The organism is Micromonospora sp. Mcm103 (assembly GCF_024519755.1).
Classification (GTDB): domain Bacteria; phylum Actinomycetota; class Actinomycetes; order Mycobacteriales; family Micromonosporaceae; genus Micromonospora; species Micromonospora aurantiaca.
This window is the reverse complement of the sequence record NZ_JALJRJ010000013.1, coordinates 104,365-119,529: the sequence shown is the minus strand read 5'-3', so window position 1 is coordinate 119,529 and position 15,165 is coordinate 104,365. Positions and strand designations below refer to the sequence as shown.

At 71.1% G+C, this 15,165-nt stretch carries 10 protein-coding genes; 5 read left to right on the top strand and 5 right to left on the bottom strand.

The features are described from left to right. Nucleotides 1–6 precede the first annotated feature (6 nt). Nucleotides 7–198 carry a hypothetical protein gene (locus OC439_RS17700; protein ID WP_139135452.1) on the bottom strand — a complete coding sequence of 64 codons (192 nt, stop codon included), beginning with the start codon at nucleotides 196–198 and terminating at the stop codon, nucleotides 7–9. Here OC439_RS17700 and OC439_RS17695 point away from each other — a divergent pair. Together OC439_RS17695 and OC439_RS17690 are read left to right on the top strand one after the other, a co-directional pair. Then, nucleotides 197–1,003 (top strand): hypothetical protein, encoded by an 807-nt coding sequence (locus OC439_RS17695; RefSeq protein ID WP_262014383.1) that lies wholly within the window; start codon nucleotides 197–199, stop codon nucleotides 1,001–1,003. The genes OC439_RS17700 and OC439_RS17695 overlap by 2 nt on opposite strands. A 41-nt stretch (nucleotides 1,004–1,044) precedes the next feature. After that, on the top strand, nucleotides 1,045–1,434 hold the full coding sequence (locus OC439_RS17690; protein ID WP_030274248.1) for a hypothetical protein: 390 nt from the start codon (nucleotides 1,045–1,047) through the stop codon (nucleotides 1,432–1,434). Nucleotides 1,435–1,485: 51 nt separating this feature from the next. Here the strand turns inward: OC439_RS17690 and OC439_RS17685 are convergent, their stop codons facing one another. Beyond that, a complete protein-coding gene (locus tag OC439_RS17685; protein ID WP_262014382.1) occupies nucleotides 1,486–2,997 on the bottom strand; it encodes an APC family permease in 1,512 nt (503 codons plus the stop codon). 198 nt (nucleotides 2,998–3,195) lie between these two features. Between OC439_RS17685 and OC439_RS17680 the strand changes: the two genes are divergently transcribed. Next, nucleotides 3,196–3,849 carry a GOLPH3/VPS74 family protein gene (locus OC439_RS17680; RefSeq protein WP_128137146.1) on the top strand — a complete coding sequence of 218 codons (654 nt, stop codon included), beginning with the start codon at nucleotides 3,196–3,198 and terminating at the stop codon, nucleotides 3,847–3,849. Between the two features lie 39 nt (nucleotides 3,850–3,888). Here OC439_RS17680 and OC439_RS17675 read toward each other — a convergent pair whose 3' ends face one another. Then, nucleotides 3,889–4,488, bottom strand: coding sequence for a GNAT family N-acetyltransferase (locus OC439_RS17675; protein ID WP_262014381.1), 600 nt, complete (start codon nucleotides 4,486–4,488; stop codon nucleotides 3,889–3,891). Nucleotides 4,489–4,642: 154 nt separating this feature from the next. Between OC439_RS17675 and OC439_RS17670 the strand changes: the two genes are divergently transcribed. Further along, nucleotides 4,643–5,335, top strand: coding sequence for a cellulose-binding protein (locus OC439_RS17670; RefSeq protein WP_262014380.1), 693 nt, complete (start codon nucleotides 4,643–4,645; stop codon nucleotides 5,333–5,335). Nucleotides 5,336–5,478: 143 nt separating this feature from the next. Beyond that, complete coding sequence (pulA, locus tag OC439_RS17665; RefSeq protein WP_262014379.1) at nucleotides 5,479–10,974, top strand: pullulanase-type alpha-1,6-glucosidase; 5,496 nt, start codon at nucleotides 5,479–5,481, stop codon at nucleotides 10,972–10,974. Nucleotides 10,975–11,045: 71 nt separating this feature from the next. Here pulA and OC439_RS17660 read toward each other — a convergent pair whose 3' ends face one another. Both OC439_RS17660 and OC439_RS17655 read right to left on the bottom strand, forming a co-directional pair. After that, the gene (locus OC439_RS17660) at nucleotides 11,046–12,950 is read right to left on the bottom strand and encodes a hypothetical protein (protein ID WP_262014378.1); all 1,905 of its coding nucleotides are present in this window, start codon (nucleotides 12,948–12,950) and stop codon (nucleotides 11,046–11,048) included. A 291-nt stretch (nucleotides 12,951–13,241) separates the two neighbouring features. Then, a complete protein-coding gene (locus OC439_RS17655) occupies nucleotides 13,242–14,981 on the bottom strand; it encodes a hypothetical protein (RefSeq protein ID WP_262014377.1) in 1,740 nt (579 codons plus the stop codon). Nucleotides 14,982–15,165 lie beyond the last annotated feature (184 nt).

Here is a 15,165-nt window from a genome sequence, read left to right as displayed (position 1 = left end):
GTCCGGTCAGGACGACGACGAGGCCTTGGCGTGCCGTTCGCGTAGCCGGTCCCGGATCTCCTCCGGGGTGTACGCCCGGCGCCGCCGTTCGGCCCGCGCCACCACCACGCCGGTCGCCGCGACGCCGGCGAGACCCGCGAGACCGAGTACCTTCCACCACCGCATCCGTTGCCGCATCCGCATAGGGTAGTCCTCCATGAGCATCAGCCTGGACGAGGCCGTGGAGCTGACCCGTACCGGCGATCTGTGGGTGTTCCGCGGACGCAGCGTGCCCGACCGGGCCATCCAGCTCACCACGAACAGCCCGGTGAACCACGTGGGCATGGCGGTGGTGCTCGACGACATGCCGCCGCTGATGTGGCACGCCGAGCTGGGCCGTTCGCTGCCGGACATGTGGACCGGCACGCATCAGCGTGGCGTGCAGCTGCACGACCTGCGGGACGCGGTCTGCGTCTGGGCCAACCGGTACGGCCAGCGGGGTTGGCTGCGCCAGCTCGAACCGCCGGCGGACACCGCGATGGAGGAGGCGGTGCTGCGTACCGTGGCGCGCCTGGACGGGACGCCGTTCCCGTCCACCGCGCAGCTCGCCTGGCGGTGGGCGCGGGGCCGGCTGCCGCACCCGCGCCGCCTGAGCCTCGGCGGCCTCCGGGGCGGGGCCGGCGACCGGAACCAGCTCGGCATCCTGAGCAGGATCATCGACCGGGGCGAGACCGGCAGCCAGGGCAGGGCCGGCGAGACCGGCGGCCGAGGTGAGACCGGCGGCCGAGGCGAGACCGGTGACCAGGGCGAGACCGGCGACACCACCAGGGAGAACGCGGCGGCGCTGGAGACGGCGTACTGCGCCGAGGTGGTCGCGGTGACCTACGAGGCGATGGGTCTGCTGCCCGCCGGGCGGCGGCCCAACTGGTACGACCCGGGGCGGTTCTGGAGCGGCGACGACCTGGCCCTCAGCGGCGGCGCGCACCTCGGCGCCGAGATCGAGGTGCGGATCCCGCCGCGCTGAGGAAGGTTTGCCGCGAGGGCGCGCCGGTAATGAGGAGCGTCGTGACGGCTTCCACCGACCTCGACACGCTCACCGACTTCTTCGACCGGTACGGCGTGGCGCTGACCACCGCCGACGTGCCGGCCATCGCCGGCTGCTACGCCCTGCCCGGGCTGGTGGTCGCCGACACCTACAGCTTCTCGTTCACCTCGCCGGCGGCCGTGGCGCTCAGTTTCGTCGGCGCCGCGCCTGACTACCAGGAGCGGGAACTCGTCGCGGCGAACGCGCAGATCGAGGACGTGCAGCAGATCTCGGCGCTGCTCACCGAGGTGGCGGTGCGCTGGGAGTTCCTGGACAGTCAGGGAGGCGCGGTCCCCGGCGAGCGCTACCGCTATCTGCTGCGCACCACCGAGGACGGGCCGGTGATCTGCACCGTCATCCGTACCGCCTGATCGTGGTGGTGCGGCGGCCGGCCACGCGGCCGGCCGCCGCACCGACCGACGTCAGCGGTGGTGGGCGCCGGCCCAGCGGTCGGCCTCGGGGGCCGGGTGCAGGCCGGGCTCGTGCAGGCCCTCCTCGGTGACCTGGCCGATCCGGCGGTACGTCTCCGGGCGGCTGGTGCGCAGGATCGCGCCCCAGATCAGGCCGACCACGCCCGCCGCCACCGGGATCGCCGGGAGCAGCCACTTCAGGTAGCTCGCCGTGTCGGGGGCGAGCAGCGCGTCGAAGTTGAACAGCAGCACCAGCAGCACGGCGGTGAGCAGGATCGTGCCGAGCGCCGGGGCGATCGCCCGCTGCCACGCGCTCTCCGGGCCGGGACGGCCGCGGAAGAAGCCCACCACGGAGGCCGAGGTGAGCGTCATCAGCAGCACGACGCCGACAGCGGCGGCGCCGGACAGCCAGGTGAACAGGTCGATGACCGGGTCACGGCCGGTCATCGCGAACGCCAGGAACACCACCACGGCGAGGACGCTCTGCACCAGCGAGCCCGCGACCGGCGCGCCGCTGCGGCTGGAGGTGACGCCGAGGAAGCCCGGCAGGACCCGCTCCCGGCCCAGCGCGAACAGGTAACGCGCCACGCCGTTGTGGAACGACAGCAGGGCGGCCAGGACGCTGGTGATGAACAGGACGTTGGCGATGTCGGCGACGACGACACCGGTGTACTGCTCGAGCGCGCCGAAGATGATGCCCGGCCCCGCCTCGGCACTCGCCGCCGGAGCGTTCTCCGGGCCGGTGAGCACGGTGAGCGCCCAGGCCGAGAAGGCGTAGAACAGGCCGGTGAACGCCACCGCGATGTAGGTGGCCCGGGCCACCGTGCGACGCGGGTCCTTGACCTCCTCGCTGTAGATGGCGCCGCTCTCGAAGCCGGTGAAGGAGGCGATGGTGAACGCGAGCACCGCCCCGAAGCCGGCGCCGAACAGGTGCCCGGGGCTGATGCCGGCGGCGGTGACGGTGCCCCCGTCCGGGTTGGCGAAGGCGACCAGGTCGAAGATCAGCACGACCACGCACTCGAGGACGAGCAGCACGGCGAGGACCGTGGCGTTGAGGTCGATGCGCAACACGCCGAGCGCGCCGATGAACACCCAGGCCAGCAGCGCCCAGACCCACCAGTCGAGGCTGATGCCGGTCTTGGCGTCCATGAAGTCGCCCAGGATCGCGCCGAGCAGGCCGTACAGACCGATCTGGATCGCGTTGTACGCCGCGAGTGCGACCGCCGAGCCGGCCACCCCGCCGGCCCGGCCGAGGCCGTTGGCTATGTACGCGTAGAACGCGCCCGCGTTGGCGACGTACCGGCTCATCGCGGCGTAGCCGGTGGCGAAGACGGCCAGTACGGCGGCCAGGAGCACGTATCCGAGCGCGGCGCCGATGTTGCCGCTGACCGCGTACATGGTGGTGACACCGCCGCCGAGAACGGTCAGCGGGGCGGACGCGGCGACGGTGAAGAAGACGAGGTGAGCGGTGCCGAGACGACCGCGGCGCAGCCCACCGTCGGAGAAGAACGGATCGGAGGACAAGGCTTCTCCAGGGGAGGGGGTGAAGGGATTGATGTGTCTACTTCGGAACAACCTGAAGCAGGGTATTGGTGATCACGTATCGTGACAACCCCGCTTCGATATCGATTGGGGTGCGCCTGAACGGCCGGAATTGAGCTGTGCGTGGTCATGCCGTACCGTCCCGTGTCGACGATCACGGCCACCGTTCGAGGATGGACCATGACCTACCCCGGGGCACAGGCCACTTACCGGCTTGCGGATGCGCTGTTCCTTATCGGACACGACGAGTTCACCGGCAAGCCACACGTCGCTGTCGACCGGCTGGAGTGCGGGCTGGCCGGCGCCGCGCTCGCCGAGCTGATGTTCGAGGGCCGGATCGCCCTCGACGGAGGGGGGATCGCCGCCGTCGATCCGCGGCTGTGGCAGGAGCCGCTCACCGACCTGCTGATCACCGAGATCCTGCGCCGCGAGGGGGCGCATCCGGCCCGGTTGTGGATCCGCTACCTGCGGACCCAGCTCAACATCAACGAGCGGGTGGGCACCCGGCTGGTCACCGCCGGCGTGCTCCGTCGTGAGCAGGGCAAACTGATCGGCCGGACGGTGCGCTGGCCGGCCATCGACCCGAACCAGGCGGCCTCGCCGCGGGTGCGGCTGACCGCGATGCTGATGCACTCGTCCCCGGCCGAGCTGGACCCGGGCACGTTGCTGCTGGCGACGCTCGCCGAGGCGGTCGGTCTGGCCGCGCACATCTTCGACCCGCAGGTGGCCACGCGGATGCGCGACTGCCGCCGGTTCCTGCCGGCTCAGCTCGAGGGGTTGCTCGCCGCCGTCGTGGGCGCGCTCGACGTCACCACCACGACGGTACGGCGATGACGTCCCGCCCCGGGTCGAGCCGGGGCGGGACGGTACCGGTCAGGCCGGGTCGCGCCACATCGGGTAGAGGCTGGGGCCCTCCGGCAGGTCCAGCGTGACCGGACGGCGCCGGAATCCGAGCCGCTCGTAGAGCGCGGCGTTGCGCGGCGAACTGGCTTCCAGGTACGCCGCCGTGCCGGCCTGATCCAGCTCGGCCAGTCTGTGACGCAGCAGCGCCGAGCCGACGCCCTTGCCGTGATGGTCCGGGTGTACCCCGATGAAGGGCAGGTACCAGTGCGGCTCTGCGGGGTGCCGGGCGCTCATCATCTCGTCGAGCGTGCCGAACCGCTTCATGGCCTCCGCCCCGATCGCGTTCTCCAGCCCGTCGAACTCGCCGCCGTCCTCGGCGTCGTGGCCCTCGCCGGTGTGTAGCCAGAGCGTCGCGCCCAGCCCGTCACCGGCGACGTACACCTCACCGGTGCGCAGCGCCAGCGCGACGAACGGTCCGAAGAAGGCGCGATGGACCCGCGCGCGGTGGTCGTCGTCGGGGAAGACCCAGCCGCTCACCGGATCCCGCATGAACGCCTCGGCGAGGATCGCGGTCACGACGGCGGCGTCCGCCGCGGACGCCCGCCGGATACTGTCCTGCCACTCAGTCACTGGCCAACCGTCCTACCGGCTCGACGAGCCATTGTGGTCATTGATCGGCGTGCAAGGTATCAGGTGCGAACGCCGTGCGGCAGACCCCGATCTCCGGCGCTCGCCGCGACCCGTCCCGGGTGGCTACGCTGGCCCGGACCCCGACAGGAGGACCATGTCCCGCACGCGCCGTCCCGGCCCGCAGCCCGGGGCCGCCATGACCTCGTCCCCCTGGATCCTCGTCGCCGCCGGCGTGGTCGTCATGCTGGTCCTGCTGGTGGTGGCGCTCGGTTCGGTGCGGGGCCGCAGCACGTTCCCGGCGGCCGGTCCGCCGGATCCGCCGATGTCGCTGCCGGGCATGCCGCTGACCCCCACGGCGGCCGGTGCCACCGGCCCGTCGCCGGTCTCCGCCACCGCTGCGGTGGTGCCGGGCCTGTCGCCGCGGTCCACCGTGGTGCCCGCCCGTCCGACTCCGGCCGCGCCGACTCCCAGCCCTCGGGGCGTGGCCCGGCCGGTGCTGCCTCCGACGCCTCCTGCGCCTCCTGCGCCGCCGTCGGCGGTGACCGGCCGGTACAGCGTGCCGAGCGTCTTCGACGGCGGCTTCATCGGTGAGGTGCTGCTGGTCAACACCGCGCGTACGCCGCAGGGCTGGACGGTGCGCGCGGTGTTCCCGGGTGGCCGGCTGGTCACCGCCTGGGTCGAGGGTGCCGAGCAGGGCGTGTTCCGCTTCGACGACGGCGTCTTCACCTACCGCAGCGGGTTCGACCTGGCCCCCGGGCAGTCCCTGCCGGTGCGGTTCCACATCGAGCGGGCCGGTACCCGGCCGGTGAGCTGCACCGTCGACCGCTCGCCCTGCACCGAGCGGTAGTTCCGGCGCCCCGGACCGGGGCCGGCGTCCACGTCTCTTCTTGCAAGCTGTCTGCTTTGTTGCGGCAGTGTTTGCAAGGTATTGCAGAATGTTTCGGCAAGGGCTAGCGTGCGGGCGAATCAGCGACCAGAGAAAGGCCGTCGATGAACCCCCCGCCGATATCCCCCAAGGCGCTGCTCGCCCTGGTCACCTCCCTCGTACTCACTCTCGTCGGCGTGCCGGTGGCGCTCCACCAGCTCGGCGCCGACGCCACCGGCCCGGCCGCCACCCCCGACGTCCTGGCCGCCGGCAACGCTCCGCAATGGAACCGCGAGCCGTCCGCCGACGCGCTGCTCAAGGCCGGCACCGGCACCGCGAAGGCGGAGCAGTTCTACTTCGTCCTGCCGGACCGGTTCGCCAACGGCGACAAGCGCAACGACACCGGCGGCCTCACCGGCGGCCGGCTCACCACCGGCCTCGACCCGGCCGACAAGGGCTTCTACCACGGCGGCGACCTCAAGGGCCTGATCGACCGGATGGACTACATCCAGGGGCTCGGCACCACCGCCATCTGGCTCGCGCCGATCTTCAAGAACCGGCCCGTGCAGGGCACCGGCGCGGACGTCTCGGCCGGCTACCACGGCTACTGGATCACCGACTTCACCCAGGTCGACCCGCACTTCGGCACCAACGCCGAGCTGAAGAAGCTGGTCGACCTGGCCCATCGCCGGGGCATCAAGGTCTACCTCGACATCATCGTCAACCACACCGCCGACGTCATCAGGTACGCCGAGGACAAGTACGGCTACGTGGACAAGAAGACCGCGCCCTACCGCGACGCGCAGGGGCGCCCCTTCGAGGACCGCAACTACGCCGACGGCACCCGGAAGTTCCCGGCGGTGAACTCGACGTCGTTCCCGTACACCCCGGTGTTCGCCACCCCCGCCGACGCGAAGGTCAAGGTACCGGCGTGGCTGAACGACCCGACCATGTACCACAACCGCGGTGACTCCACCTTCGCCGGGGAGAACAGCGAGTACGGCGACTTCTTCGGCCTCGACGACCTGTGGACCGAGCGTCCCGAGGTGGTCCGCGGCATGACCGACATCTACGCCCAGTGGATCGGCAAGGCCGGCGTGGACGGGTTCCGCCTCGACACGGTCAAGCACGCCAACCTCGACTTCTGGCCGCAGTTCGCGCGCGGCATCGACGCCGCCGCCGCGAAGGCCGGCAAGAAGGACTTCTTCATGTTCGGCGAGGTCTACAGCGCCGAGCAGGAGATCCAGTCCACCTACGTGCGGCAGGGCGGACTGCCCGCCACGCTCGACTTCTCGTTCCAGGAGGCGGCACGCGGGTACGCCGCCGCCGACGGCTCGGCCAAGTCGCTCGCCGACGTGTACGCCAAGGACGACCTGTACTCCGCGCGGGACACGAACGCCAACCGGCTCACCACGTTCCTGGGCAACCACGACATGGGCCGCATCGGCTCGTTCGTCGCCGCCGCCGGCGGTGACGACGCCACCCAGCTGAACCGCAGCCGGCTCGCCCACCAGCTCATGTTCCTCACCCGCGGCCAGCCGGTCGTCTACTCCGGCGACGAGCAGGGCTTCACCGGACCGGGCGGCGACAAGGACGCCCGGCAGGACATGTTCGCCTCGCGGACCGCCGACTACCTCGACGACGACCTGATCGGCACCACCCGCACCCACGCCGCCGACCAGTACGACACCCGCCACCCGCTCTACCGGACCATCGCCGAGCTGGGCGACCTGCGGACGGCGCACCCGGCACTGCGCGACGGCGTGCAGGTGACCCGGTACGCGGCCGACGGGCCGGGCGTCTTCGCGTTCTCCCGCGTCCTGCCCGCCGACCGGATCGAGTACGTGGCGGCGGTGAACAACGCCGCGACGCCGCAGACTGTCACGGTGGACACCTGGTCGGCCGGCGCCCGCTTCACCGGCGTGTACGGCGGCGCCGCGGGCGCGACGGCCGGCGCGGACGGCAAGCTGAGCGTCACCGTGCCTGCGATGTCGGCGCTGGTACTGAAGGCCGACCGGGCGATCCCGCAGGCCGGGGCCCCGACGATCACGATCACCGAGCCGGGCGACGACCCGGTCCCGGGCAAGGCCGCCGTCACCGCCCAGGTGACCGGAGACCCGCTCGCCACCGTCACGTTCGCCGCCCGGGTCGCGGGCGGCAAGTGGACGCTGCTCGGCACCGCGAACCGCGCGCCGTACACCGTGCACCACGACCTGACGGGCCTGCCCGGCGGCACCCGCGTGGAGTACAAGGCGGTGGTCCGCGACGGCAAGGGCCGCACCGCCACCGCCCGTGCCACCGGCACCGTCGGCACCCCCGCCCAGGGCGCGTCGCGGGACTGGGCGATCGTGCACTACCAGCGCCCGGCCGGCGGGTACGACGACTGGCGGCTCTACGCCTGGGGCGACATCGACCCGGCGTACGTGACGCAGTGGCCCGCCGGGCAGCCGTTCGCCGGTGAGGACTCGTACGGCCGGTTCGCCTGGGTCAAGCTGAAGCCCGGCGCGAAGACCGTCGGCTTCCTCGTGATCGACGGCGACGGCAACAAGGACGTGGCCAACGACCGCACCATCGACGTGGCTGCGACCGGCGAGGTCTGGGTCAAGCAGGGCGACCCGGCGGTCTACCCGACGCGGCAGGCCGCCACCGGCGAACCCGACCCGCCCGTCGCGCAGGACACCGCGCTGATCCACTGGCGCAAGGCCGACGGGAACTACGACGGCTGGGGCCTGCACCTGTGGGACGGCGCGGCCACCCCGACCGACTGGGCCGCCCCGCTCAAGCCGGAGAAGATCGACGCGTACGGCGCGGTGTTCCGGGTGCCCCTCGCCGCCGGGGCGACCGGGCTGAGCTACATCATCCACCGAGGCGACGAGAAGGATCAGCCCGAGGACCAGCGGCTCGACTTCGCCGGCGCCGGACGCGAGGTGTGGCTCCTGGCCGGCGTCAAGGGACGGCTGCTGCCCACCACGACGTCCGGCGCCGCCAAGGACCTCGACCTGACCAAGCAGAAGGCGCAGTGGATCGACAGGTCCACAGTCGCCTGGGCGACCGGGCCGACCGACGGCAGGCGGTATGCGCTCGCCGTCGCCCCGGCCGGTGGGATCGGCCTCGTCGACGGCGAGCTGACCGGCACGTACACCACCATCGGCCTGCGAGCCCAGCGCAACGGGCTGACCGAGGCGCAACGGCAGGCGTACCCCCATCTCTGGGCCTCGCGCGCCTTCTCGCTGGACCGCGCCGACCTGGCCCGGGTGCCGGCGGCGCTGCGCGGCCAGATCGTGGTGACCGAGCGGGACGCGGAGGGCGCGCTGCTCGCCGCCACCAGCGTGCAGATCCCCGGCGTGCTCGACGACGTCTACGCGGCGGCGACCGGCGCGAAGCTCGGCCCGACGTTCGCCGGCCGGGTCCCCACCCTGGCGGTGTGGGCGCCGACCGCGCGGACCGTGTCGCTGGAGCTGTTCGACTCACCCACGGCCCAGCCGTCCACAGTGGCGATGCGCCGCGACGACCGCACCGGCGTCTGGTCGGTCCGCGGCACGAAGGCGTGGAACGGCCGCTACTACCGCTACCGGGTGCAGGCGTGGCAGCCGGCCACGCAGAAGATGGTCACCGCGTCGGTGACCGACCCGTACTCGGTGGCGCTCGCCCCGAACTCCACGCACAGCCAGATCGTCGACCTGACCGACCCGGCGCTCGCGCCGGCCGGCTGGGCGAGCCTGCGCAAGCCGGCCCCGGTGCCGGCGTCGAAGGTCCAGATCTCCGAGCTGTCGGTACGGGACTTCTCCATCGCCGACACCACCGTTCCCGCCGACCGGCGGGGCACGTACCTGGCGTTCACCGACCCGGACAGCGCCGGCATGAAGCACCTGCGCAAGCTCGGCGACGCCGGGGTCAACCACCTGCACCTGCTGCCGGCCTTCGACTTCGCCACCATCCCGGAGAAGCGGGCCGACCAGGCCCGGCCGGACTGCGACCTGGCCGCGCTGCCGCCGGACTCCGACGAGCAGCAGAAGTGCGTCGCGGCGGTCGCCGGCACCGACGGCTACAACTGGGGGTACGACCCGCTGCACTACACGGTGCCCGAGGGCGGGTACGCCACCGACCCGAACGGCGCGAAGCGCACCACCGAGTTCCGCCAGATGGTCGCCGGAGTGAACAAGGCCGGCCTGCGGGTGGTCATGGACGTGGTCTACAACCACACCTCCGCCGCCGGCGCCGACCCGAAGTCGGTGCTCGACCAGGTGGTGCCGGGCTACTACCACCGGCTGCTGGAGGACGGGACCGTCGCCAACTCCACCTGCTGCGCCAACACCGCGCCGGAGCACGCGATGATGGGCAAGCTCGTGGTGGACTCGCTGGTCACCTGGGCCAAGGCGTACAAGGTCGACGGTTTCCGGTTCGACCTGATGGGCCACCACCCGAAGGCGAACATCCTGGCCGTACGGGCCGCGCTGGACAAGCTCACGCTCGCCCGCGACGGCGTGGACGGTCGCAAGATCCTGCTGTACGGCGAGGGCTGGAACTTCGGCGAGGTCGCCGACGACGCCCGGTTCACGCAGGCCACCCAGGCCAACATGGCCGGCACCGGCGTCGGCACGTTCAACGACCGGCTCCGCGACGCGGTGCGCGGCGGCGGCCCGTTCGACGCCAACCCGCGCGTGCAGGGCTTCGCCTCCGGCCTCTACACCGACCCCAACGGCGACGACGTGAACGGCTCGGCCGCCGAGCAGCGGGCCCGGCTGCTGCACCAGCACGACCTGATCAAGGTGGGGCTGACCGGGAACCTGCGCGGCTACCGGTTCACCGACTCCACCGGCAAGCGGGTCACCGGGGCGCAGGTCGACTACAACGGCGCCCCGGCCGGGTACACCGCCGCGCCGGGCGAGGCGGTCACCTACGTCGACGCGCACGACAACGAGATCCTGTACGACGCGCTGGCGTACAAGCTGCCGCAGGGGACCTCGGCGCAGGACCGGGCCCGGATGCAGGTGCTGGCACTGGCGACCACCGCGCTCGGGCAGGGCGCCGGGTTCGTGACCACCGGCTCGGAGCGGCTGCGCTCGAAGTCGCTGGACCGCAACTCGTACAACTCCGGTGACTGGTTCAACCAGATCCGATGGGACTGCGCCCAGGGCAACGGATTCGGTGCCGGCCTGCCGCCGGAGGCCGACAACAAGGACAAGTGGTCGTACGCGAAGCCGCTGCTCGCCGATCCGTCGCTGGTGCCGGACTGCGCGGCGATCGACCTGGCCGACGCCCGGTACGCGGAGCTGCTGCGCGTGCGCCGATCCTCGCCGGTGTTCGGGCTCGACACCGCCGAGCAGGTGCAGAAGCGGGTGGCGTTCCCGCTGTCCGGAACGACGGAGACCCCGGGCGTGCTCACCATGACCCTCGACGCGCGAGGGCTGGACGGGAAGTGGAAGTCGGTGACAGTCGTCCTCAACGCCACGCCCGAGACGGCGAAGCAGACGGTCACCGGGCTGCGCGGCGCGAACGTGGCACTGCACCCGGTGCTGCGGAACTCGGCCGACCCGGCGCTGCGTACCGCTTCGTTCGACCGGGCCGCCGGCACGTTCACCGTGCCCGCGCGCAGCGTGGCGGTGTTCGTCCAGAGCTGACCGGTACGGCCGACCGGCCCCCTGCCACGTCACGTGGCAGGGGGCCGGTCGCGTACCGGCGGACCGTCAGGTCAGTTGAAGCAGTCCTCGACGGTGTTGGCGCAGTTGGTGGGGTCGTTGTTGCTGATGAGGGACTTGTCGTCGAGCTTGACGCGTCCTTCGTTGTTGAGGACGCCGCCGGCGACCCGGTGGAGCTTGCTGGAGTCGGTGGCGGTGTTCTTGGTGACGTGGGTCTTGGTCAGGGTGATCTTCGCCTTGTTGTTGAAGATGCCGCCGCCGTTGAGGGCGGTGTTGCCCTTGATGTCGGTGTCGCGGATGGTGAGGGTGGCGTTGTCGTCCTTGTCGTGGTCGCGGGCGAGGAAGCCGTCCTCGATCTTGATGAGCCACTCACCGTTGAAGATGCCGCCGCCGAAGCGGTTGGCGGTGTTGTCGACGATCTTGCTGTCGGCGATCGTGGCGCTGGCGTGCTCCTTGTTCTCCGGGTAGCCCCAGTGCTTGCCGCCGGTGACCACCACACCGCCGCCGTCGCCGTCGGCGTGGTTCTTGGCGACGTGGACCTTCTCCAGGAGCAGGTCCGTGTTCTCGGCGTAGACGCCGCCACCGTTCTCGCAGGCGGTGTTGCCCGTGATCGCGGTGAAGGACACCGTGACGGTGCCGCCGCTGCTGAACAGGCCGCCACCGTTCTTGCCGGCGCGGTTGTCCGACAGGCTCGACTTCACGCCGTCCTTGCCGTGGTCGGAACCGAAGATCTCGACCGTGCCGGCCTCGTGGTGCTTCTCCTTCTTGTCGTAGCCCTTCGGCGCGGCGGAGGCCGTCGGGCCGTGTCCGCCGGACAGGCCGCTGCCGTTGGCGATGCCGCCGCCGTTGCCGCCTGCGGTGTTGTCGTCGACGTGGGTTTCCTCGACCTTGAGGATGCCCTCGTTGAAGATGCCGCCGCCGTCGCCCTGGGCGTGGTTGTCGACGACCTTGCTCTCCTTGAGCCAGGTGCGGCCGTAGTTGGCGATGGCGCCGCCGTCGCCCTCGGCGTTGTTGTCGACCAGCTTGACGTTGTCCAGGTAGGCGCTGCCGCCACGCTCGACGAGCAGCGCGCCACCGTCGCCCTCGACCCGCTTGTCGTCGTCCTTGCCGCCGTTCATGCCGTCCGCGACGGGCGCGACAGCGGCGGCGGTGGTCGCCGCAGCCGGGGCCGCGACAGCCGGGGCGGCGGCCGGAGCCGCGACCGCCGGAGCGGCCGGAGCAGCAGCCGGAGCGGCGGCCGGCGGCTGGCCGCCACCGGGAGCCCCGCCACCGGGGTACTTGAACTCGTTGGCGTTTCCGCCCTTGACGGTGAGGTCCTTGAGGGTGAGGTCGCCGCCGTCGACGACGCGGAAGATGCGGAAGGTGTCTTCGGCGTCGCGCTTGATGGTGGAGTTGTTGCCCTTGATGGTGACGTCCTGCTTGATCTCGGGCAGGGCGGAGCCGAACTTGCGGTCCTTGACGCCGAGTTCGTAGGTGCAGTTCTCGGCGAGCTTGATGGTGCCGCCGTGGTCGCGGTTGGCCAGTTCGAGGGCGTCGATCAGGGCGTCGTCCTTGCAGGGGACCTCGCGGGTCTTGCCGTGGTCGTCCTTGCCGTCCTTGCCCCACTCGCCCTTGTCCGGGCCCCACTCGCCACGGTCGCGGCCTTCCTGGCCACGGTCCTTGCCGTCCTTGCCATACCCGTCCTTGCCGTACCCGTCCTTGTCGTAGCCGTCGCGGCCGTAGTCGCCCTCGGCGCCCTTGTCGCCGTGGTCGTCGTCGCTGAGCTGCTGCGTGGTCGACCACTTGACGTCGGCGAGCCGGTGCGGGCCGGTGGCCCCGGTGGTCGCATAGGCCACGCCGGCGAGGCTGACCGCTCCGGTCAGGCCCACAACGCCGGTGGCGAGCCACATCCGGCGACGCCGGAGCGGGGAGATGGTCTTGCTGGTGGCGTCATCATTATTGCGAAGGTAGTTGGACATCGGAGCTCTCTGCCCTCTCCTTGTACCTGACAAGGTCGCTTCGCCCTGGCGAGGCGGCCTTCGCTACAAATCGGTTGTAGCTGCTGAAGATGACCGTATGAGAACCTTCTTCGCCTCGTGGTCATATACGAAAAAAACCCGCATAAGGGTGCGGGTGGGATGGGCGGGCGCAGTGCGGCCCGGACGCCCCGGCGGGGGACACCGCGGCCAGCCGGGCCGCTGGCGGGGGTGGGAGCCCTCCGCGCGCCGTCAGCGGCGCGAGGAGGGCTCCCCGGTTATGTGGTGGTTCGATCAGTTGAAGCAGTCCTCGACGGTGTTGGCGCAGTTGGTGGGGTCGTTGTTGCTGATGAGGGACTTGTCGTCGAGCTTGACGCGTCCTTCGTTGTTGAGGACGCCGCCGGCGACCCGGTGGAGCTTGCTGGAGTCGGTGGCGGTGTTCTTGGTGACGTGGGTCTTGGTCAGGGTGATCTTCGCCTTGTTGTTGAAGATGCCGCCGCCGTTGAGGGCGGTGTTGCCCTTGATGTCGGTGTCGCGGATGGTGAGGGTGGCGTTGTCGTCCTTGTCGTGGTCGCGGGCGAGGAAGCCGTCCTCGATCTTGATGAGCCACTCACCGTTGAAGATGCCGCCGCCGAACCGGCCGGCCGTGTTGTCCACGACGGCGCTGTCGGCGATCGTGGCGCTCCCCGCGAGGCCGTCCTTCTCGGCGCCGTTACCGGCCCAGTCCCGACCACCGGTCGTCACCACGCCGCCGCCGTCGCCGTCGGCGTGGTTGCCCGCCACGTGGACCTTCTCCAGGAGCAGGTCGGTGTTCTCGGCGTAGACGCCACCGCCGTTCTCGCAGGCGACGTTGCCGCCGATCGCGGTGAACGAGACGGTGACCCAGCCGCCGCTGCTGAACAGACCGCCACCGTTGTGACCGGCCCGGTTGTGGCTCAGCGTGCTCAGCGAGGCGTCCTTGCCCTCGTGCGCCCCGATGATCTCGACGGTGCCCGCGCGGTGCTTGCCGTGCTCGCCCTTGTCGCCCTTGCCGGGCTTCGCGGCCGAGGCCAGGTCGACCGGCCCGCCGTGGTGCTCACCGCTGCCGTTGGCGATGCCGCCGCCGTTGCCGCCTGCGGTGTTGTCGTCGACGTGGGTTTCCTCGACCTTGAGGATGCCCTCGTTGAAGACGCCGCCGCCGTCGCCCTGGGCGTGGTTGTCGACGACCTTGCTCTCCTTGAGCCAGGTGCGGCCGTAGTTGGCGATGGCGCCGCCGTCACCTTCGGCGTTGTTGTCGACCAGCTTCACGTTGTCCAGGTGCGCGCTGCCGCCACGCTCCACCAGGAGCGCGCCGCCGTCACCCTCGAACCGCTTGTCGTCGTCCTTGCCGTCCGGCCCGGCCGCCTTCGGCACCGACGGCCCGGGGTACTTGAATTCGTTGGCGTTTCCGCCCTTGACGGTGAGGTCCTTGAGGGTGAGGTCGCCGCCGTCGACGACGCGGAAGATGCGGAAGGTGTCTTCGGCGTCGCGCTTGATGGTGGAGTTGTTGCCCTTGATGGTGACGTCCTGCTTGATCTCGGGCAGGGCGGAGCCGAACTTGCGGTCCTTGACGCCGAGTTCGTAGGTGCAGTTCTCGGCGAGCTTGATGGTGCCGCCGTGGTCGCGGTTGGCCAGTTCGAGGGCGTCGATCAGGGCGTCGTCCTTGCAGGGGACCTCGCGGGTCTTGCCGTGGTCGTCCTTGCCGTCCTTGCCCCACTCGCCCTTGTCCGGGCCCCACTCGCCACGGTCGCGGCCTTCCTGGCCACGGTCCTTGCCGTCCTTGCCGTCGTCGTGCGAGTCGTTGCCGGCGTTCTGCGGCGCGGCGGCGTGGTTGTCCGCCACCGGTTCGGTGCCGGACTTGTCGTCGCGGGCGGCGAGCCCGCCGAGCGCCGCCAGCCCGACGACGCCGGTCAGCCCGGCCACGCCGGTGGCGACCCAGAGCGCCCGCCGTTTGCTCGTCCGCGGCGGGGGCGCCATCGGAGCGCCGCCGTCGGGTGTCGTTACGTCGTTCGACATGAGAGCCCTTTCGGTTCTTCCCAAACGGGTCGCACCGCCCCAGGCCGGGCGACCAGCTACAAACCGGTTGTAGCCTCTGATCAGCACCGTATGAGAAGGTTCCTCGCGAGGAAGACTTATCCGAAAAAAGCCCGCATTCCTCCCACGAACGGCGGTCGGTGACCAACCACGTCAGGGGGACCGC